The sequence below is a fragment of the Mesorhizobium sp. USDA 4413 genome, assembly GCF_056280365.1.
This window is the reverse complement of record NZ_JBVPRP010000001.1, coordinates 4,478,746-4,498,779: the sequence shown is the minus strand read 5'-3', so window position 1 is coordinate 4,498,779 and position 20,034 is coordinate 4,478,746. Positions and strand designations below refer to the sequence as shown.

Genomic DNA, 20,034 nt, shown 5'->3' with positions numbered 1-20,034 from the left:
GAGGGGAGTACGCGATTGGCAGCGTTCGACGAAATGCTTCCGGAAGTCTCCGGATTGAGAAGACCTTATGAGGCTTACGATCGCTGGCTGAAGGAGCAGGACCCGGCCAGGCTTACCCAGAAGATGCAGGACGCCGAGCGCGTCTTCCGCAAGACCGGCATTACCTTTGCCGTCTATGGCGAGCAGGAAGCTTCCGAGCGGCTGATCCCTTTCGACATCGTCCCGCGCATCCTCTCCGGCCAGGAATGGCGCCGGCTGACGCAAGGCATCGAGCAGCGCGTGCAGGCGCTGAACGCCTTCCTCGACGACATCTACCACCGCCAGGAGATCCTGCGCGCCGGGCGGGTGCCCAAGGATCTGATCGCCAGGAACGAAGCCTTCCTGCCCGAGATGATCGGGGTCAGGCCGCCGGCCGGCGTTTATACCCACATTATCGGCGTCGATATCGTGCGCATCTCGGAGAACGAGTTCTACGTGCTGGAGGACAATGCCCGCACGCCGTCCGGCGTCTCCTACATGCTCGAGAACCGCGAAACGATGATGCAGCTCTTTCCGGAGCTGTTCCAGAAGATCAAGGTGCGGCCTGTCGAGAACTACCCGCAGTTGCTGCGCCAGTCGCTGGCGGCCGTGCGGCCGCAAAGCGCCAAAGGCACGCCGACCATCGCGGTGCTGACGCCGGGTTCCTACAACTCGGCCTATTTCGAACATGCCTTCCTCGCCGACCAGATGGGCGTGCAACTCGTCGAAGGGCAGGATCTGCGCGTCGTCGACGGCCACGTCGCGATGCGGACCACGGAGGGCTACAAGCAGATCGACGTGCTCTACCGGCGCGTCGACGACGCCTTCCTCGATCCGCTGACCTTCCGGCCGGACTCCGCGCTCGGCGTGCCGGGTATCATGGATGTCTATCGCGCCGGCAACATCACCATCGCCAATGCGCCTGGCACGGGCATCGCCGACGACAAGGCGATCTATTCCTATATGCCCGAGATCGTCGAGTTCTACACCGGCCGCAAGGCGATCCTCGGCAACATCCCGACCTGGCGCTGCTCGGAGCCCGACAGCCTCAAATATGTGCTCGAGCACATCGGCGAGTTGGTGATCAAGGAAGTGCATGGCTCCGGCGGCTACGGCATGCTGGTCGGCCCGGCCGCGACCAAGAAGGAATGTGAGGCGTTCGCCAACAAACTCCAGGCGAAGCCTTCCAACTACATCGCCCAGCCGACGCTGGCGCTCTCGACCTGCCCGATCCTGACCGAGAAGGGCCTGTCGCCCCGCCATGTCGACCTTCGGCCTTATGTGCTGGTCTCCGACCGAATTCAGATCGTGCCGGGCGGCCTGACGCGTGTCGCCCTGAAAGAGGGCTCCCTGGTGGTGAATTCCTCACAGGGGGGCGGGACGAAGGATACGTGGGTGTTGGATGATTGATATGAGCGAGTAGGGAATGGGCAGTAGGCAGTAGGCAGTTGAACATAGAGGGACGGGAAATGGCACATTCTATTGAGATTCAAATGCTTACTACTGCCTACTGCCTATTCCCTACTCACTAGCCCGAAGGGCGTTCTCATGCTTCTCGGCCGCACCGCCAACGGTCTCTACTGGATGAACCGCTATATCGAGCGGGCCGAAAACATGGCGCGCCTGGTCGATGCCGGCTTGCGCATGGCGCTGACGCGCACCCAGGATGCATCCGAGGAGTGGAACTCGGTGCTGCTCAGCGCCGGCTCGGACGTCGCCTTCAGCCAGAAGTACCAGGACTACACGGCCGCAAACGTCTCCGATTTCCTGCTGCGCGATACCTCGAACCCGTCGAGCACGATGTCGTCGATCGAGACGGCGCGCAACAATGCCCGCATGGTGCGCACGGCGCTGACGCGCGAGACTTGGGAAAGCATCAATGAAGCCTGGATGTCGCTCAAGCGCATGCTGGCGAGGCCCGTCGACGAGCGCGACCTGCCGACGGTTCTCGATGCCATCAAGCGCGAGACGGCGCTGATCCGCGGTTCGTTCTACGGTACGATGCTGCGCAACGAGATTTTCGATTTCTCGCAGCTCGGCACCTATGTCGAGCGCGCCGACAACACGGCGCGCATCCTCGACGTGAAATATTATGTGCTGTTGCCTTCACTGTCCTGGGTCGGCTCGACGCTGGACAACTACCAGTGGGAGTCGATCCTGCGCTCCGTGTCGGCGCACCGCTCCTACCGCTGGGTTTATGAGGCGGACTACAAGCCGACCAATATAGCCGACTATCTGATCCTCAACGTGCGCATGCCGCGCTCACTGACCTTCTGCTACCGCTTTCTCGGCGAGCATTTGAAATTCCTCGCCGACGATTACGGCGAGCGCCATGCATGCCACGCCACGGCCGAGAAGATCCCAGGCGATGCTGAGGAAGGGTTCGATCAAGGACATATTCGACCACGGCCTGCACGAATTCCTGCACGAGTTCATTCGCGACAACACCAGGCTGGGCGACGAAATCGCCCAGGATTACCGGTTCTATTGAGCACAGCCGAGGGCGAGCGCTATGCGGCTCAAGATCACCCATCGCACCGAGTACCACTACGACCAGCCGGTGCAGTATCTGCTGCAGCGGCTGCGCCTGCTCCCTTCCAGCGGGCGCACGCAGACCATCGGCTCCTGGGCGATCAAGGTGGAAGGCGCGCGCGAGGAGGTGCGCTTCACCGACCATTTCGGCAACGACACGCGGCTGGTCAGCGCCGAGAGGGGCCAGAACTCGATCACCGTCGAGGCGGCTGGAGACGTGACCACGCATGACACGGCGGGCGTGACGGGTCCGCATCAGGGTTTTGCGCCGCTCTGGCTGTTCGCGCAACAGACGCCGCTCACCACCGCCGGCGAAGGGATACGCGAACTGGCTGGCCTGGTCGGGCAGGGCACCGAGATCGAGCGATTGCACCGGCTGATGGGCGTGATCCGCGAACGAGTCGCCTACAAACCGGGCACGACCAGCGTCGTGACGCCGGCGGAGGAGGCGGTCGCGCTGAAGTCCGGCGTCTGCCAGGACCACAGCCACATCTTCATCGCTGCGGCCGGCGCGCTTGGTTTTCCCGCCCGCTATGTCAGCGGTTATTTGATGATGGATGCGGCCGTGGAGCAGGCCGCGAGCCATGCCTGGGCCGAGGCCTATGTCGTCGGGCTCGGATGGGTTGCCTTCGATCCGGCGAACGGTATCTCTCCCGACGAACGCTATGTGCGGGTGGCGATGGGGCGCGACTATCGCGATGCCTCGCCGGTGTCGGGGATACTCTTGGGGCAGGCGCAAGAGAAGCTTGCCGTCAGCGTCACGGTGGAGCAGTAATCCGCTTCGAAACCGCCGGAGCGGTTCAGCATTTGATGGGATCGCCGAACCGCTCTATCTCTTTGTTTTCACGCAATTCCGGGCGGAAAACCGCTACATGCTTTCCTGGAATTGCTTTAGCAGAAGAGCGACCATGACCTATTGCGTCGGCCTCAAGATCGATCGCGGGCTCGTGTTCATGTCGGACACGCGTACCAATGCCGGCATGGATTCGATCTCGACCTTCAAAAAGATGCATGTGTGGGAAGAGCCCGGCGAGCGCGTCATCGTGCTGATGTCGGCAGGCAATCTTGCCACGACGCAGGCGGTGGTCAGCCTTCTCGACGAACGCAACAAGGCCGTTGGCGACCGTCATCCGAAGCTGCTCGAAACCCCGTCCATGTACCAGACGGTGCGGCTGGTCGGCGATACGGTCAAGGAAGTCATCGAACATGCCTCGCCGAACGGCGACAAGGCCGATTCCTACTTCAATGCCTCCTTCATCCTTGGAGGCCAGATCAAGGGCAGCCCGCCAACGCTGTTCATGATCTACCCGGAAGGCAACTTCATCGAGTCGACCGATGACACCCCTTTCTTTCAGATCGGCGAGACGAAATACGGCAAGCCGATTATCATCCGTGCCTACGACCGGACAATGAGCCTTGCCGAAACGGTGAAGCTGCTTCTCGTGTCCTTCGATTCTACGCTGAAATCCAACCTTTCGGTCGGGCTGCCGCTCGACCTGCTGTTCCTGGAGCACGATGCGCTCAGGGTGGGGCTGAACCGACGGATCGACCAGAATGACCCTTACTATCGCACCGTTTCCGACGGCTGGTCCAATGCGCTGAAAATCGCTTTTTCAAATCTGCCGGATTTTCCGGGGTAGGATTTTGGTCGCACCATTGCCTGGGAGCGGTTCAGCCGGCCGGTGTCTTCGACGGCTGCTGGGAGGAAAATATGGATAATGAGGAATTCCGCGACTGGTCGAGGCGGGCGGCCGAGTGGGGCGTCGATTACCGTGCCGGCCTGCGCGACCGCCCGGTGCGGCCGGCGATCGCGCCGGGCGAGATCTTCAGGAGCATCGAGGCCTCGCCACCCGAATTGCCGGAGCCGATGGACAAGATTTTCGCCGATTTCGAAGAGAAGATCGTGCCGGGCATGACGCATTGGCAGCATCCGCGCTTCTTCGCCTATTCCCGGCCAATGCGGCTCCGGTTTCGGTCGTGGCGGAATATCTGGTCTCGGCGATGGCCGCGCAGTGCATGCTGTGGCAGACCTCGCCGGCGGCGACGGAGCTCGAGACGCGCATCGTCGACTGGATGCGCCAGGCGCTTGGCCTGCCCGAAGGCTTTTCCGGCGTCATCCAGGATTCGGCCTCGTCGGCGACGCTTGCCGCGGTGCTCACGATGCGTGAGCGCGCGCTCGGCTGGCTGGGCAACAAAAAGGGGCTGACCGGGCAGGGCAAGCTGCGCGTCTATTCCTCCGACCAGGTCCATACCTCGATCGACCGCGCCATCTGGGTATCGGGCATCGGCGAGGATAACCTTGTCCGCATCCCGGTCTCCGGACGTTTTCGCGCAATGGACACCGCGGCGCTTGAGACCGCGATCCTTGCCGATCGTGAAGCCGGTCTGCTGCCGGCGGGAATCATCGCCTGTGTCGGCGGCACCAGCACCGGCGGCACCGACGACATAGCGGCGGTGGCCGCTGTGGCGAAGCAGCACGGACTTTACCTGCATGTCGACGCCGCCTGGGCCGGGTCGGCGATGATCTGCCCGGAATACCGATTTTCTGGGCCGGCGTCGAAGGCGCCGATTCCATTGTCTTTAATCCGCATAAGTGGCTCGGCGCGCAGTTCGATTGCTCGATCCAGTTCGTCCGCCAGCCGGAAGATCTCGTGCGCACGCTGGCCATCAAGCCGGAGTTTTTGAAAACGCTGGGTCATGACGGCATCATCAACTATTCGGAATGGTCGGTGCCGCTCGGGCGCCGCTTCCGCGCGCTGAAACTTTGGTTCCTGCTGCGCGCCCATGGCCTCGAGGGCCTGCGCGCGATGATCCGCAACCACGTTGCCTGGAGCACAGGGCTTGCCGCGCGCCTCGCCGGGGAAGCGGATTTCGAGCTCGTCAGCGAGCCGATGCTTTCGCTGTTCTCGTTCCGGCACCGCACGGTGGCAGGCATCGACCCTGACGAGCACAACCTCCGCCTCGTCGACGCCATCAACACCGATGGCCGCATTTACCTGACGCAAACGCGGGTCGATGGGCGCGTGGCTATTCGCTTTCAGGCGGGACAGTTCGAGTCGACGGCAGCCGATGTCGATGCCGCCTTCGACGTCATAACCGAGATCGCGCGGCGCTTATCCTGAGGCGGTAGAGGTGTTCCGCTCTGTTTGCCTTTTGCAATCAGGTGATTTTCGTTAGCCGGCTCATACCTTTTCTTCGCTTTCGTTTTCCGATATAGACGGAAAAAACGAAAATGGAGGGACGCCGGATGTTTCTTTCGCCACGCCACGCCGAAATCATCCAGATGGCGAAAGATCACGGCCGGGTTCTGGTCGACGATCTGGCGACGCATTTCAATGTGACGCCGCAAACCATCCGCAAGGATCTCAACGACCTTTGCGACCAGCGCTTGCTGACACGCGTCCATGGCGGGGCGTTGTTCCCGTCCGGCATCGAAAACATGGAATATGAGGCTCGCCGTAAAATCGCGGCCGACGAGAAGGAAGCGATCGGCCGCGCCGCGGCCAGACTCATTCCGGACAACGCCTCGCTGTTCATCAATATCGGCACCACCACCGAGGCCGTCTCTAAGGCGCTGCTCGACCGCAACGGGCTTATGGTTATCACCAATAACATCAATGTCGCCAATAGGATGCGCATCTATCCCACGATAGAGGTGGTGATCGCCGGCGGCGTGGTGCGCGGTTCCGACGGCGGCGTTGTCGGCGAAGCGGCCGTCGATTTCATACGCCAGTTCAAGGTCGACTACGCTGTCATCGGCGCCTCGGCGATCGACCATGACGGCGCGCTGCTCGACTTCGATTTCCGCGAAGTGAAGGTGGCGCAGGCCATCATCGCCAATGCGCGCCACGTCATCCTGGTCTCCGACCGGACCAAATTCGAGCGCACGGCGCCGGTTCGGATCGGTCACCTTTCGCAGGTGAACACCTTCATCACCGATCGGTGCGACATCCCGTCGATCCGCCGGGTTTGCGAGGAGACCGAGGTTCGGTTGATCGAGACGGCGCTCCAATAGGCGCGCATCACGGCCGTCTCACGCAGCGGTGATATTTCGTTTGACATTCGGTTTGAGTTCGAAATAATCCCGTCACGGTTTCGTAAAACACAAAAATGGTGCAATGCGAAATCGTTGGAGGACCCTTTGGACGCATCCCCGATCCATGACATTTTCGTCATCGGCGGCGGCATCAATGGCTGCGGCATCGCCCGCGACGCCGTTGGCCGCGGATTTTCAGTTTACCTCGCCGAGATGAACGATCTGGCGAGCGGGACCTCCTCCGGCTCGACCAAGCTCATCCATGGCGGCCTCCGCTATCTCGAATTCTACGAGTTCCGGCTGGTGCGCGAAGCGCTGATGGAACGCGAGGTCCTCTGGAAGAACGCGCCGCACATCATCTGGCCGATGCGCTTCGTTCTGCCTTACGCCAAGGGCCTGAGGCCCGCCTGGCTGATCCGGCTCGGGCTGTTCCTTTATGATCATATCGGCGGGCGCAAGCTCTTGCCGGCGACGAAGACGCTGGATATGGCGAGCGATCCGGCCGGCAAGCCGCTCAAACCGTTGTTCCGCAAGGCGTTCGAGTATTCGGATGGCTGGGTCAATGACGCGCGCCTGGTGGCGCTGAACGCCCGTGACGCCGCCGACCGGGGCGCCATTATCCGCACCCGCACCAAGGTCGTCAGCGCGCGGCGCGACGGGTCGACCTGGACCATCAAGGTGCAGAACGTGCTTACCGGCGAAACCGAGGAGGTTCGCGCGCGGCTTCTCGTCAACGCCGCCGGCCCGTGGGTCGATCACGTGCTCTCGGCCGCCGTCGGCCAGAACGAGGTCCACAATGTTCGCCTCGTGCAGGGCAGCCACATCGTCGTCGGCAAGAAGTTCGATGATCCGCGCGCCTATTTCTTCCAGAACAAGGATGGTCGCATCATCTTCGCCATTCCTTACGAGGAAGAATTCACGCTGATCGGCACCACCGACCGCGACTATCCGGGCGATCCGCACGACGTTAAGATCTCCGACGCCGAGATCGACTATCTGTGCGCCGCGGCGAGCGAGTATTTCGCGGTAGCGGTAAAGCGCTCCGACATCGTCTGGACCTATTCGGCGGTACGCCCGCTCTATGACGACGGCGCCTCGAAGGCGCAGGAGGCGACGCGCGACTATGTTTTGAAAGCCGACGGCGGGGAGGGTATGGCCCCCTTGATCAACGCCTTCGGCGGCAAGATCACGACGTTCCGCCGGCTAGCAGAATCGATGCTGGAGAAGATCGAAGGGTTTCTCGGCAAGCGCGGCAAGCCGTGGACGCATGACGCGCCGCTGCCCGGCGGCGATTTCCCTGCGACCGGTTTCGATGCCCAGGTCGCCAGGCTGAAGAGCACCTATCCGTTCCTCGACCAGCGGCTGGCGCGCCGCTTCACCCGGCTTTACGGCACGCGCGCCGAGAAGCTGCTCGGGCTCGCCAAGTCGAATGCCGATCTCGGCCGCAATTTCGGCGCCGACCTTTTCGAGGCGGAAGTCCGCTACCTGGTCGAGAACGAATGGGCGGTCACCGCCGAGGACGTGCTGTGGCGCCGCACCAAGCGCGGCCTGCATTTCAACCGCGAGCAGGCGGCGGCACTGGAGGAATTCATGCGCGGACTGAGCAACCGTCACGTCGCGGCGGCGGAATGAGGATCGGCCGCTGATGCGCAAGGCCCGGGAGGAGGCGTGATGCTGGAACTGAGGAACGTGACGAAGACGGTCGGCGCGCAGGAGCATATCCGCGACGTGTCGCTGACGCTTCAGCACGGCTCGCTGAACGTGCTCCTCGGGCCGACGCTCTCCGGCAAGACCAGCCTGATGCGGCTGATGGCGGGCCTCGACGCGCCGACTTCCGGCTCGGTCTGGTTCGACGGCAAGGACGTCACCGGACAGAAGGTGCAGAAGCGCAACGTCGCCATGGTCTACCAGCAGTTCATCAACTACCCGGCCATGACCGTCTACGAGAACATCGCCTCGCCGCTTAGGGTCGCCGGCGTCGAGCAGGCCAAGGTCGACAAGGAAGTGCGCAACGCAGCGGCGCTGTTGAAGCTCACGCCCTATCTCGACCGAACACCGCTCAACCTGTCCGGTGGGCAGCAGCAGCGCACCGCGCTTGCCCGCGCCATCGTCAAGAATGCCAGCCTGGTGCTGCTCGACGAGCCTTTGGCCAATCTCGACTACAAGCTGCGCGAGGAATTGCGCGCCGAATTGCCGAAGATCTTTGCCGCCGCCGGTACGATCTTCGTCTATGCCACGACCGAACCGCACGAAGCGCTGTTGCTCGGCGGCAATACGGCGACGCTCTCGGAAGGCCGCGTCACGCAATTCGGCCCGACCGTCGAGGTGTTCCGCAAACCGGTCGACCTGGTGACGGCACGGACCTTCGCCGACCCGCCGCTCAACACCATCGTGCTCTCGAAGAAAGGCGCGGACTTCCTGCTCGAAGGCGGCGTCAAGCTGCCCGTGCCGCCGGAGCTCGCCGGCATTGCGGACGCCAGCTACACGATCGGCTTCCAGCCGCATCATTTGTCGCTGGAGCGGCCGAACGCCAGTGCCGTGCCGGTGCGGGCCAAGGTCACGATCACCGAGATCACCGGCTCGGAAAGCTTCGTCCATCTCGACTTCGCCGATGCACGCTGGGTGATGCTTGCGCATGGCATTTTCGATTTCGAGACGGACGACGAGGTCGAGGTGTTCATCGATCCGCGTCACATCATGGTGTTCGACCAGAACGGCCACGCCGTGACAGCGTCGAAGCTGGCGGCCTGAGGAGCAAGCGATGGCGCGCATCGAGGTCAACCACATCCGCCACTCCTATCTGCCCAATCCGCAGAAGGATTCGGATTTCGCGCTGAAGGAAGTGCATCACACCTTCGAGGATGGCGGCGCCTATGCGCTGCTCGGGCCCTCGGGCTGCGGCAAGACCACCTTGCTCAACATCATTTCGGGATTGCTGCATCCCTCGCATGGCCGGTTGCTGTTCAACGGCCGGGACGTGACCAACCTGTCGACGCAGGAGCGCAACATCGCGCAGGTGTTCCAGTTCCCGGTCATCTACGACACCATGACCGTCTACGACAATCTGGCCTTCCCGCTGCGCAACCGTCGCGTGCCCGAAGCCGATGTCGACCGCAAGGTGCGCGAGACGCTCGACATGATCGATCTCGCTTCGCTTGCGAAGAAAAAGGCGCGTGGGCTCACCGCCGACCAGAAGCAGAAGATTTCGCTCGGGCGCGGCCTGGTGCGCTCCGACGTCAACGCCATCCTGTTCGACGAGCCGCTGACGGTGATCGACCCCCATATGAAATGGGTTCTGCGCTCGCAGTTGAAGCAACTGCATCGGCGCTTCGGCTACACGATGGTCTATGTCACGCATGACCAGACCGAAGCGCTGACTTTCGCCGACCGCGTGGTGGTCATGTATGATGGCGAGATCGTCCAGATCGGCACGCCGGCCGAGCTCTTCGAGCGCCCCCGCCACACTTTCGTCGGCTATTTCATCGGCTCGCCGGGCATGAACGTGCTGCCGGTGTCGCTCGACGGCAGGACGGCAACGCTCGGTACGCAACGCATCGAACTGCCCGGGGTGCCGAAAGCCGAAGGCGGCACCGTCGAGCTCGGCATCCGTCCCGAATATGTGCGGCTCGGCCGCGAAGGCATGGCGGTGCAGGTCAGCAAGGTCGAGGACGTCGGCCGCCACAAGGTCGTGCGCGCCAATCTGGAAGGCAGGGAAATTGCCGCGGTAATCGGCGAGGACGACGAAGTTCCGGCCGATCCGAAGGTCCGCTTCGATCCGGCCGGCATCAACATCTATGCCGGTTCCTGGCGCGTCGAGATGGGGGCATAGATGGACAAGACCTGGAACAACAAGGCCTGGTTTCTGGTGCTGCCGGTGCTGGTGCTGGTGGCGTTCTCGGCCGTCATACCGCTGATGACCGTCGTCAATTATTCGGTGCAGGACACGTTCGGCAACAACGTCTTCTTCTGGGCCGGCACCGAGTGGTTCGAGGAATTGCTTGCCTCCGATCGCTTCTGGGAAGCGATGGTGCGCAACCTGATCTTCTCCTTCATCATCCTGGCGATCGAGGTGCCGCTCGGCATCTTCATCGCGCTCAACATGCCGAAGAAGGGCTGGGGAGTGCCGGTTTGCCTGGTGCTCATGGCGCTGCCGTTGCTCATTCCGTGGAACGTCGTCGGCACGATCTGGCAGGTGTTCGGCCGCAACGACATCGGGCTGCTCGGCTATTATGTCAACGCGCTCGGCATCGACTACAATTATGTTCAGGATCCGTTCGATGCCTGGGTCACTGTCATCGTCATGGATGTCTGGCACTGGACCAGCCTGGTCGTTCTGCTCTGCTATGCCGGCCTGGTCTCCATTCCCGACGCCTTCTATCAGGCGGCCAAGATCGACGGCGCCTCGCGCTGGGCGGTATTCCGCTACATCCAATTGCCGAAGATGCAGCGCGTGCTTCTGATTGCGGTGCTGTTGCGCTTCATGGATAGCTTCATGATCTATACCGAACCCTTCGTGGTCACCGGCGGCGGCCCAGGCAATTCGACGACCTTCCTGTCGATCGACCTCGTCAAGACGGCGCTCGGCCAGTTCGACCTCGGTCCGGCGGCGGCCATGTCGCTGGTCTACTTCCTGATCATCCTGTTGTTGTCGTGGGTGTTCTACACCGTGATGACCAACTACGACGCGGAGCGCTGACAGATGGCGAGCGCCAACGAGACGACACGCGTGAGCGAAGCGGCGGTCACCGAGGTGGGGAGCACGCTGTCGCAGGACGAGGTGGCCAAGCTGATGCGGCGCCGCGGCGAGGAATCGCGCTGGTGGTGGATCGTGCCGACGATCTACATCATCGTGCTCCTCCTGCCGATCTATTGGCTCATCAATATGAGCTTCAAGACCAACCAGGAGATCATCTCCTCCCTGACGCTCTTTCCGCATGAGCCGACGCTGCGCAATTACAAGATCATCTTCACCGACGCGTCCTGGTATTCGGGCTATATCAATTCGATTACCTATGTGGTGATGAACATGGTGATCTCGGTGGCGGTCGCGCTGCCGGCCGCCTACGCCTTTTCGCGCTACCGCTTCCTCGGCGACAAGCACCTGTTCTTCTGGCTGCTCACCAACCGCATGGCGCCGCCGGCGGTGTTTGCGCTGCCGTTCTTCCAGCTCTATTCGGCTTTCGGCCTCATCGACACGCATATCGCGGTGGCGCTGGCGCACTGCCTATTCAATGTGCCGCTGGCGGTGTGGATCCTTGAAGGCTTCATGTCCGGCGTCCCTAAGGAGATAGACGAGACCGCCTATATCGACGGCTATTCCTTCCCGCGCTTCTTCGTGAAGATATTCATGCCGCTGATCGCCAGCGGCATCGGGGTCGCTTGCTTCTTCTGCTTCATGTTCTCATGGGTGGAACTCCTGATCGCGCGCACGCTGACCACGACCGACGCCAAGCCGATCGCCGCCACGATGACCCGCACCGTCTCGGCTGCCGGCATGGACTGGGGGCTGCTGGCTGCTGCCGGTGTGCTGACGCTGATCCCGGGCGCGCTCGTGATCTGGTTCGTCCGCAACTATATCGCCAAGGGCTTCGCCCTCGGGAGGGTGTGATCCATGAATTTCGACTTCTCCTGGATGGCATGGACGTGGCCGACGGCCGCTTTCTTCATCGTGATTGCGCTGATGCTCTGCGGCATGGGCGTTTGGGAATATGTCTCACCCGGCGGCAATCCGCGCATCGGCGTGCTGCGCTTCGAGACGACGCGCGGCGACCGCCTCTTCATTTCGCTGCTCGGCAGCGCCTTCATCCATCTCGCTTGGCTGGGCCTGGTAGGGCCCAACCTGTGGTGGGCTCTCGCTCTCTCGGTGGTCTACGCGATTGGCGTATTCCGATACGTATAGAGGGGGAATAGCCGAAGCGGCCGCGTGCTGGCGGCCCGCTCCGGATCGAAACTGAAACCTAAGACTGGAGGAGACACATGCGACGGCAATTTCTAACATCGACGACCGCCCTTGTCCTATTGCTCGGCGCCGGCCACGCCTATGCCGGAATGGACGAGGCAAAGGCCTTTCTCGACAAGGAGATAGGCGACTTGTCGACGCTTTCGCGCGCCGATCAGGAAAAGGAAATGCAATGGTTCATCGACGCCGCCAAGCCGTTTGCCGGCATGGAAATCAAGGTCGTGTCGGAAACCATCGCCACCCACTCGTATGAATCGCAGGTGCTGGCGCCTGCCTTCTCGGCGATCACCGGCATCAAGGTCACGCACGATACGATCCAGGAAGGCGATGTCGTCGAGAAGATCCAGACCCAGATGCAGACCGGCCAGAACCTCTATGACGGCTGGGTCAACGATTCCGATCTGATCGGCACGCACTGGCGCTACCAGCAGGTGCGCAATCTGACCGACTGGATGGAAGGCGAGGGTAAGGACGTCACCAACCCGAATCTCGACCTGAAGGACTTCATCGGCACCTCGTTCACGACGGCACCGGACAAGAAGCTTTACCAACTGCCCGACCAGCAGTTCGCGAACCTCTACTGGTTCCGCTACGACTGGTTCAACGACGAGAAGAACAAGGCCGATTTCAAGGCCAAGTACGGCTACGATCTCGGCGTTCCCGTCAACTGGTCGGCCTATGAGGACATCGCCGAATTCTTCACCGGTCGCGACGTCGACGGCAAGAAGGTCTATGGCCACATGGACTACGGCAAGAAGGACCCGTCGCTCGGCTGGCGGTTCACCGATGCCTGGCTGTCCATGGCCGGCAATGGCGACAAGGGCATCCCGAATGGCCTGCCGGTCGACGAATGGGGCATCAAGGTCGACGAGAAGTCGCGTCCCGTGGGCTCCTGCGTCGCGCGTGGCGGTGACACCAACGGCCCGGCCGCGGTCTACTCGATCCAGAAATATCTCGACTGGCTGAAGGCTTACGCCCCGGCCGAGGCGCAGGGCATGACCTTCTCCGAATCGGGTCCGGTCCCGGCGCAGGGCAATATCGCCCAGCAGATCTTCTGGTACACGGCCTTCACCGCCGACATGGTCAAGCCCGGCCTGCCGGTCGTGAACGAGGACGGCACGCCGAAATGGCGCATGGCTCCGTCGCCGCACGGCGTCTACTGGAAGGACGGCATGAAGCTCGGCTACCAGGACGTGGGCTCGTGGACGCTGATGAAGTCGACGCCTACCGACCGCGCCAAGGCCGCCTGGCTCTATGCGCAGTTCGTCACCTCGAAGACGGTCGACGTGAAGAAGAGCCATGTCGGTCTCACCTTCATCCGTGACTCCACCATCCACGACAAGAGCTTCACCGAGCGCGCTCCGAAGCTCGGCGGCCTGATCGAGTTTTATCGCTCGCCAGCCCGCGTGCAGTGGTCGCCGACTGGCACCAACGTGCCTGACTACCCGAAGCTTGCTCAGCTGTGGTGGCAGGCGATCGGCGATGCGTCCTCGGGCGCCAAGAGCGCGCAGGAAGCGATGGACTCGCTCTGCGCCGAGCAAGAGAAGGTCATGGGCCGTATCGAGAAGTCCGGCGTCCAGGGCGACATCGGACCAAAGCTCGCCGAAGAGCATGATCTCGACTATTGGAACAAGGATGCCGTCTCGAAGGGCAACCTTGCGCCGCAGCTCAAGATTGAGAACGAAAAGGAAAAGCCGATCACCATCAATTATGACGAGCTGGTGAAGAGCTGGCAGAAGTAACTGCATGACGTGGGCGCGTTCGCCCGCGTAGGAAATGCAGGGGAGGCGGCTTGGCCGTCTCCCCTGTTGCATGAAAAGCGGAGGGACGGAATGAGCGGTTTTGTGCTGGCGATCGACCAAGGTACCACATCGACCCGGGCGATCCTGTTCGACGGTGAGATGAAGGTCGCCGGCACCGGCCAACAGGAATTCGCGCAGCATTATCCCGCCTCCGGCTGGGTCGAGCACGATCCGGAAGACATCTGGACGAGCGTTCTCGCCACGGTGAAGGCGGCGCTGAAGTCCGCCGGCCGCACAGCGTCCGACGTGGCCGCGATCGGCATCACCAACCAGCGCGAGACGGTCGTGATCTGGGACAAGGCGACCGGCAAGCCGATCCACAATGCGATCGTCTGGCAGGATCGCCGCACCGCACCGCTCTGCCAGAAGCTGAAGAAGCAGGGGCTGGAGAAGAAATTCACGAAGAAGACCGGCCTGCTGCTCGATCCCTATTTCTCCGGCACCAAGATCGCCTGGATGCTGGACAAGGTGAAAGGGGCCAGGAAGCGCGCCGAGAAGGGCGAACTGCTCGCCGGGACCATCGACAGTTTCCTGATCTGGCGGCTGACCGGCGGCCAAGTGCACGCCACCGACGCGACGAACGCTTCGCGCACGCTGGTCTACAACATCGAGAAGAATGTCTGGGACGAAGAGTTGCTCTCGATCCTGAACATACCGGCAGCGATCCTGCCTGAGGTGAAGGATTGCGCCGACGATTTCGGCGTCACCGAGAAGGGCCTTTTCGGGGCTGAGATGCGGATACTCGGCGTCGCCGGTGACCAGCATGCGGCGACCATCGGCCAGGCCTGTTTCGAACCCGGCATGATGAAATCCACCTATGGCACCGGCTGCTTCGCGCTGCTCAACACCGGCGCGGATCTCGTGCGCTCGAGGAACCGGCTTCTGACAACGATCGCCTACAGGCTCAACGGCAAGACTACCTATGCGTTGGAAGGTTCGATCTTCATCGCGGGCGCCGCCGTGCAATGGCTGCGCGACGGCATCAAGGTGATCGGCAAGGCCGAGCAAAGCGGTGCGCTCGCGGCGACCGCCGATCCGGCGCAACAAGTCTATCTGGTGCCGGCCTTTGTCGGGCTCGGTGCGCCGCACTGGGACGCGGATGCGCGCGGCGCGATCTTCGGCCTGACGCGCAATTCGGGCCCGGCCGAGTTCGCGCGCGCCGCGCTCGAATCGGTCGCCTTCCAGACGCGCGACCTGCTCGACGCCATGCGCAAGGACTGGAAAGGCGCCTCGGCCAAGACGGTGCTTAGGGTCGACGGCGGCATGGTGGCGTCCGACTGGACCATGCAGCGGCTCGCCGATATTCTCGACGCGCCGGTCGACCGTCCGACGATCCTGGAGACGACGGCGCTGGGCGCGGCCTGGCTTGCCGGGTCGAAAGCGGGTGTCTGGCCGAAAGCGAAGGAATTCGCCAAGAGCTGGGCGCTGGAGCGGCGCTTCAAGCCGGAGATGGATGCGGCCACACGCGGGGCGAAGCTGGCCGGATGGCGCGATGCGGTGCGGCGGACTCTAAATGGGCAGTGACGATTACCGGAGCGGGCGGAGGGGAAATGCAACCGCATTGGTATCCTGCTTGGCGCGACGAGGCCTTTGAACAGCTTACCGCCAAGAATGCGCGCCTGGCGAAGGATTTCCGCCTCGGCAACTGGTCGCGTTACGACTACGACTTGAAGGCCGGAAAGCTGCTGTTTTCCGACCAGAGCGGCGTCAAGGTCGTTTCGGAAATCCAGATAGCGGGCTCCACCAGCCGGCAATTGGCTCTGGGCTTGGGCTAATTCGAATTGGCCTTCCGAGTTCATAACGGACGCCCAGTCAGCCCGATCTTTCGGCAAGGAGCACGGCATCGGCGAGCTAACTCGAGACTATGTGACGGACGAAGATCTTAACGCACTCGGCTGGGAATTGACCTCAGCAGTGACTCGGATTTGCAACGCCTGCGGAGCCTATCGCTGTCCTCCTGATGACGGCGTAGGACTTTATCTCATCCTCAAAACCATTAGCTGGGCAAGCTGACCCGTGGGGCGCACTCAGTTCTTGAAGTCCAGTCGAATGACAACGAGAAAGCCCGCGCCTTGCGGCGCGGGCTCAGTTAACGACCCGGATATCGACTGGAGGCCATCAATAGGGCGACACGCACTGCCGACGCGGGCCGCTGTTAGGCTGGAAGGTGTTGTCCGATGCGCGGTAGGAGCGGTAGCGGTCGTAGCACCACTGCACATGCGCGTTGCCGCGATAGACGCGGTTGTTCTCGCTGTTGACGATGGCGCCGGTGATCAGCGCCCCGGTCGCGAAGGCAGCCAGCGGGAACCAATAGTCGCCATGCCGGCGATAGCCGCGGCGATATTCACGATAGCCACGATGGCCGTTCCAATAGACGGCGTCACCACGACGCGAGAAATCGCGGTTGAAGCCGCGGTGCCTTCTCCAATCCCGATATTGCACGGTCTGGACATCCGACGACAGGCCCTGGGGTTGCGGCACATAGTTTGGCTGAGCGTTGACCGGCACCATCTCCGCCGCGATGAACGACGCCGAGAGAGCGGCTGCCAGCAGTCCCGATGCGATCTTGTTCATTAATCTTCTCCTCGAGGTTGATCGACGTCCCTGGCTGCGAAACGGGTCCGGGTCGCACATTGTTCCAGGCTCAATATCAACCCGTTGTTGTGGAGCTTTCTGAAGCAATGCTGACCCGGGCCATTGCCGCAGGCATCGCAAACACCCTCGGCGACTCCTCGAATCGGTTCAAAAAATCGGCCTTGGAAGCCCATCTTTTCCGGTTGACCGGCCGCGGCACTCTCCCTATGTTCCGCGCAATTTCGAGGGCGGTGTTTTGAGCCCGCGGGAGCGCGTAGCTCAGCCGGTAGAGCAACTGACTTTTAATCAGTAGGTCTCGGGTTCGAACCCCGACGCGCTCACCAAAGATCCAAGAAAATCAAGGAATTGCGAGAGGTGAGGGCGGGGTTCTGTGTCCACAGAATTTGGTGTCCGCACTGTGTCCGCAATTTTGACGGTTTAGCCATCCCTGATTGCTTTCGCGTACATTCCTGCGAATATACTGACGCGCGTGAAACAGACACCTACGAGGGGCGGGCATGGACGACAAATTGAAGCGCATCTTGGAAGACGCGGAGAATGCAAAAGCGACCAAAGATGCGAGCGAACAGTCTGAAGCTAATCAACGACATTCACAGATGCTGCAGGCCGGCATAGCCCTTCGCAACAGGCTTTTGCCCCGTCTTCAAGAGGCTAAGGAGCAATGGGCCCACAAAGTTGAGCTTCAGATCAATGATCAGTCTGACAAGTTCGACATTTCGTCCGAGGCAAATCGAACTTATCCAACGATCACTGTCTCCATGTACAATGGTGCGTACGTCGGAAGCTATATATTTCGGGCTTACAGCGGGGGCGGGGTACACGTTTTGAATGGTGCCGGGCGGAATCGTGGTAATTCGGCCTACAAATTCAAGGTCGAGTCGCTTGAAGATCTGACTGACGAAATGATCGACGAAATTCTGACCAGACTTGTGAGGCAAGCGTACGGGCTGGAACCAAACGAATGATGCGAGGATGAAAGGGGGGGGGCATCAATGCGGAAGCGTATCGCGATTCTTTTGTTTCTAGCCGGCTGCACTGGCGTTGATGGTGAGCGCTACGTGGGAATGCCGGGCTCGCCAGCATGGTTCGCAACGGCCTCACCTGATACCGTTGCAGCCTACTTTGGCAAACGATGCGTCGCCTATGGCTTTAAACCCGGAACGCCTGAAATGGCGCAATGCATTGAGAACGAGGCTCAGGCGAAGCAGCACAACAACACGCTGCGAAACATTGCCATGCAGCAGGCCATCGCCAATCAACAGGCTGCCTCCAGGCCGCTCCATTGCACTTCAACTGGCAGCAGCGGGATGATCAACACCAACTGCTACTGATGTCTCTTTGGAAAAGGCCCGGAAGCCTAAGCCGCCGGGCCTTCATCAAGTGTCCCCATAGGGCAATTGAGATCAGTAGTTTCTCACGATCGTCAAAAACCCGAGTTCGTGATTGATGAGGACTCCATAGCGGCCGTCCTTGCCGACACCACCGTCTAAATGTTGCATCTTGTCGGCAATGATGTTGGCCAACACCTCTACCTCCAGCATGGTCTTTTCGGCCTCTGCTTCGGCAATGGCGGCGATCTTGTTGAAGAGGTCAGGCACCTTTGCCCTCCCTCAGCTCAGAGACGAGTGTGTCTGGCCCATAAGGCGGCGAGCCATTTCTTGAAAGCCCGTGGCGTTAGCCATCGCAACCATTGTGTCGGCGGTCACGATGAACTTGGCCACACAGACGCGCTCTTGAGTGCCGTCGTAGCCGCGCTGGTGGGCATAGTAGGACACGCGGAACAGATTGGCCGCGATCTCCTCCACACGCCCCACGCCCTGTACAAACGTATCGAGGATCACGGCGGGTTCGATTAGGTCGCTCATGACCGGCCTCCATCCAGATAGGCCAGCGCCGCGACGATGATCCGCTCGGCGGCACGATCGCAAAATCCGCGCTCATCGATCGCGAAGCGCATAGCCTCGGCCACGCCGCGCAAAGTCGTCGGAAGAGGTGGGTCGCGCCAAAGCTTGCGGGAGATAGGCCCATAGGTCGCTTCGACAAGGGCATCCTCGTTCTCCCTCGTCACCACCTCGTCCGGGATCGCAGCAAACTCGGCTGTCTTGGCGCGGTATTCGGCGATCAGATCGGCGAGCGGATCGGAGATGGCTGCTGCTGCCGCCAAGGCCACCGGCAGCGCTGTGGCGCCCGCTATGGCCGGCACAGATGCTATTGCGCCTAGAGCGGCGCGACGTGTCATTGCCTGGGATTTCATTTCCAAGTCCCCACGGTAAGACCGGCTTCTCACAGCCGGCGATCAACTGCCCTTTGGACACTTGATCTGATATCGGCGGACGGCGCCGAAGCCGGGGGGTGAGAAACTGCCGTGAGACAGCTCGAACGCTTTTAAGGTTTCCCTCTGGACAGCACGCTCGACCCCGGCCATATTCAGCCGGTTGGAGCCGCGCCGCCAAGCGCGTCCATTGAGGTTCGCGAAGTCGCGAAACCTCGTTCATCCGAGCCCCCCGCCAAGGGAGCAAGACCCCGCCAAGGGTCCATTCGGAGATATCACGGTCCGGGTTCTCACACCCACGGACACGCTGCGCTGATTTGTCGAAAAATACAATTCCCCTTTTCTGGGGAGATCACACCTTTCGCGCGTGAAAGGAAGTTGGCTTGCGTGCGCCCTGCAGTTGCGCGATGCTGTATTGGGAATAAGGGAGGACGGGGCGTTGAGTATTCTCCGATACGTTATTGGGCTTGGTCTTGTCTCAATCTTGATCGGCCAACCGGCGATAGCGATGACCACAGACGAGGCGTGCGCGAACGTGGCCCGTGCTGCGGAAGCGGTTATGCAGGCCCGTCAAAACGGCACCGCAATGCAGACGGTGCTTGAGAAGTTAAACGACACCCAATTCACAGCAGAGGGTAAGGAAGGCTTCCGCGCCATGATTATGATGGCTTACGAGCAGCCCCGCTTCAACACAGAGGAAAACAAGCAGAACGCCATCAACGACTTCCGCGACAAGGTGCAATTGGTGTGCATGAAAGGCGGAAACTGACCGTCCCGCTCTACATCGCCGCAATCGCCCTAGCCATGGCCACCAGCGCGG

General features: G+C 61.5%; 19 protein-coding genes, 1 tRNA gene and 3 pseudogenes. 19 read left to right on the top strand and 4 right to left on the bottom strand.

Annotation, left to right across the window (positions count from 1 at the left end; translation table 11 throughout):
• Window positions 1–15: 15 nt before the first annotated feature.
• The 15 genes and pseudogenes from ACVMIM_RS22010 (at window position 16) to ACVMIM_RS21940 (ending at window position 16,360) form a co-directional block, all read left to right on the top strand.
• Complete coding sequence (locus tag ACVMIM_RS22010) at window positions 16–1,428, top strand: circularly permuted type 2 ATP-grasp protein (RefSeq protein ID WP_278048791.1); 1,413 nt, start codon at window positions 16–18, stop codon at window positions 1,426–1,428.
• Between the two features lie 138 nt (window positions 1,429–1,566).
• Window positions 1,567–2,509, top strand: a pseudogene (locus ACVMIM_RS22005) (alpha-E domain-containing protein).
• Between the two features lie 21 nt (window positions 2,510–2,530).
• Complete coding sequence (locus ACVMIM_RS22000; RefSeq protein WP_476114526.1) at window positions 2,531–3,325, top strand: transglutaminase family protein; 795 nt, start codon at window positions 2,531–2,533, stop codon at window positions 3,323–3,325.
• A gap of 133 nt (window positions 3,326–3,458) precedes the next feature.
• Window positions 3,459–4,190 carry a proteasome-type protease gene (locus ACVMIM_RS21995; RefSeq protein ID WP_476114524.1) on the top strand — a complete coding sequence of 244 codons (732 nt, stop codon included), beginning with the start codon at window positions 3,459–3,461 and terminating at the stop codon, window positions 4,188–4,190.
• Between the two features lie 71 nt (window positions 4,191–4,261).
• A pseudogene (locus tag ACVMIM_RS21990) lies at window positions 4,262–5,672 on the top strand (pyridoxal phosphate-dependent decarboxylase family protein).
• Between the two features lie 125 nt (window positions 5,673–5,797).
• A complete protein-coding gene (locus ACVMIM_RS21985; RefSeq protein ID WP_476114523.1) occupies window positions 5,798–6,565 on the top strand; it encodes a DeoR/GlpR family DNA-binding transcription regulator in 768 nt (255 codons plus the stop codon).
• A 126-nt stretch (window positions 6,566–6,691) separates the two neighbouring features.
• Window positions 6,692–8,218: a glycerol-3-phosphate dehydrogenase gene (glpD, locus tag ACVMIM_RS21980; RefSeq protein ID WP_476114521.1), complete on the top strand. Its 1,527-nt coding sequence runs from the start codon at window positions 6,692–6,694 to the stop codon at window positions 8,216–8,218.
• 39 nt (window positions 8,219–8,257) lie between these two features.
• A complete protein-coding gene (locus ACVMIM_RS21975) occupies window positions 8,258–9,337 on the top strand; it encodes an ABC transporter ATP-binding protein (RefSeq protein ID WP_476114520.1) in 1,080 nt (359 codons plus the stop codon).
• A 10-nt stretch (window positions 9,338–9,347) separates the two neighbouring features.
• The gene (locus tag ACVMIM_RS21970; RefSeq protein WP_040995046.1) at window positions 9,348–10,415 is read left to right on the top strand and encodes an ABC transporter ATP-binding protein; all 1,068 of its coding nucleotides are present in this window, start codon (window positions 9,348–9,350) and stop codon (window positions 10,413–10,415) included.
• Window positions 10,416–11,282 (top strand): carbohydrate ABC transporter permease, encoded by an 867-nt coding sequence (locus ACVMIM_RS21965; protein ID WP_278048783.1) that lies wholly within the window; start codon window positions 10,416–10,418, stop codon window positions 11,280–11,282.
• A 3-nt stretch (window positions 11,283–11,285) separates the two neighbouring features.
• Window positions 11,286–12,194 (top strand): carbohydrate ABC transporter permease, encoded by a 909-nt coding sequence (locus ACVMIM_RS21960; RefSeq protein WP_278048782.1) that lies wholly within the window; start codon window positions 11,286–11,288, stop codon window positions 12,192–12,194.
• Window positions 12,195–12,197: 3 nt separating this feature from the next.
• Entirely contained in the window at window positions 12,198–12,485 is a 288-nt protein-coding gene (locus ACVMIM_RS21955; protein WP_040995039.1) for a DUF2160 domain-containing protein, read from the top strand.
• A gap of 77 nt (window positions 12,486–12,562) precedes the next feature.
• Window positions 12,563–14,287, top strand: coding sequence for an ABC transporter substrate-binding protein (locus ACVMIM_RS21950; RefSeq protein ID WP_278048781.1), 1,725 nt, complete (start codon window positions 12,563–12,565; stop codon window positions 14,285–14,287).
• 90 nt (window positions 14,288–14,377) lie between these two features.
• A complete protein-coding gene (gene glpK / locus ACVMIM_RS21945) occupies window positions 14,378–15,871 on the top strand; it encodes a glycerol kinase GlpK (protein WP_476114518.1) in 1,494 nt (497 codons plus the stop codon).
• Window positions 15,832–16,360: pseudogene (locus ACVMIM_RS21940) on the top strand (DUF6882 domain-containing protein). Before glpK ends, ACVMIM_RS21940 begins: the two are co-directional and overlap by 40 nt.
• Window positions 16,361–16,465: 105 nt before the next feature.
• On the opposite strand, the gene ACVMIM_RS21935 reads toward ACVMIM_RS21940, so the two are convergent.
• Window positions 16,466–16,921, bottom strand: coding sequence for a BA14K family protein (locus ACVMIM_RS21935; RefSeq protein WP_040995030.1), 456 nt, complete (start codon window positions 16,919–16,921; stop codon window positions 16,466–16,468).
• A 268-nt stretch (window positions 16,922–17,189) separates the two neighbouring features.
• Between ACVMIM_RS21935 and ACVMIM_RS21930 the strand changes: the two genes are divergently transcribed.
• From ACVMIM_RS21930 to ACVMIM_RS21920, 3 genes are all read left to right on the top strand, one after another.
• Window positions 17,190–17,265: transfer RNA gene (locus ACVMIM_RS21930), tRNA-Lys, on the top strand.
• Window positions 17,266–17,439: 174 nt separating this feature from the next.
• On the top strand, window positions 17,440–17,907 hold the full coding sequence (locus ACVMIM_RS21925) for a hypothetical protein (RefSeq protein WP_476114517.1): 468 nt from the start codon (window positions 17,440–17,442) through the stop codon (window positions 17,905–17,907).
• 27 nt (window positions 17,908–17,934) lie between these two features.
• Window positions 17,935–18,273, top strand: coding sequence for a hypothetical protein (locus ACVMIM_RS21920; RefSeq protein WP_476114515.1), 339 nt, complete (start codon window positions 17,935–17,937; stop codon window positions 18,271–18,273).
• A 72-nt stretch (window positions 18,274–18,345) separates the two neighbouring features.
• On the opposite strand, the gene ACVMIM_RS21915 is transcribed toward ACVMIM_RS21920, so the two are convergent.
• From ACVMIM_RS21915 to ACVMIM_RS21905, 3 genes are read right to left on the bottom strand one after another with little or no spacing between them, the layout of a single operon-like run.
• The gene (locus ACVMIM_RS21915) at window positions 18,346–18,540 is read right to left on the bottom strand and encodes a hypothetical protein (RefSeq protein WP_476114514.1); all 195 of its coding nucleotides are present in this window, start codon (window positions 18,538–18,540) and stop codon (window positions 18,346–18,348) included.
• A 12-nt stretch (window positions 18,541–18,552) separates the two neighbouring features.
• Window positions 18,553–18,807, bottom strand: coding sequence for a hypothetical protein (locus ACVMIM_RS21910; RefSeq protein WP_476114513.1), 255 nt, complete (start codon window positions 18,805–18,807; stop codon window positions 18,553–18,555).
• Window positions 18,804–19,145 carry a hypothetical protein gene (locus ACVMIM_RS21905; protein WP_476114511.1) on the bottom strand — a complete coding sequence of 114 codons (342 nt, stop codon included), beginning with the start codon at window positions 19,143–19,145 and terminating at the stop codon, window positions 18,804–18,806. Before ACVMIM_RS21905 ends, ACVMIM_RS21910 begins: the two co-directional genes overlap by 4 nt.
• A 577-nt stretch (window positions 19,146–19,722) precedes the next feature.
• On the opposite strand from ACVMIM_RS21905, the gene ACVMIM_RS21900 reads away from it, so the two are divergent.
• On the top strand, window positions 19,723–19,983 hold the full coding sequence (locus ACVMIM_RS21900; protein ID WP_476114510.1) for a hypothetical protein: 261 nt from the start codon (window positions 19,723–19,725) through the stop codon (window positions 19,981–19,983).
• Window positions 19,984–20,034: the final 51 nt, after the last annotated feature.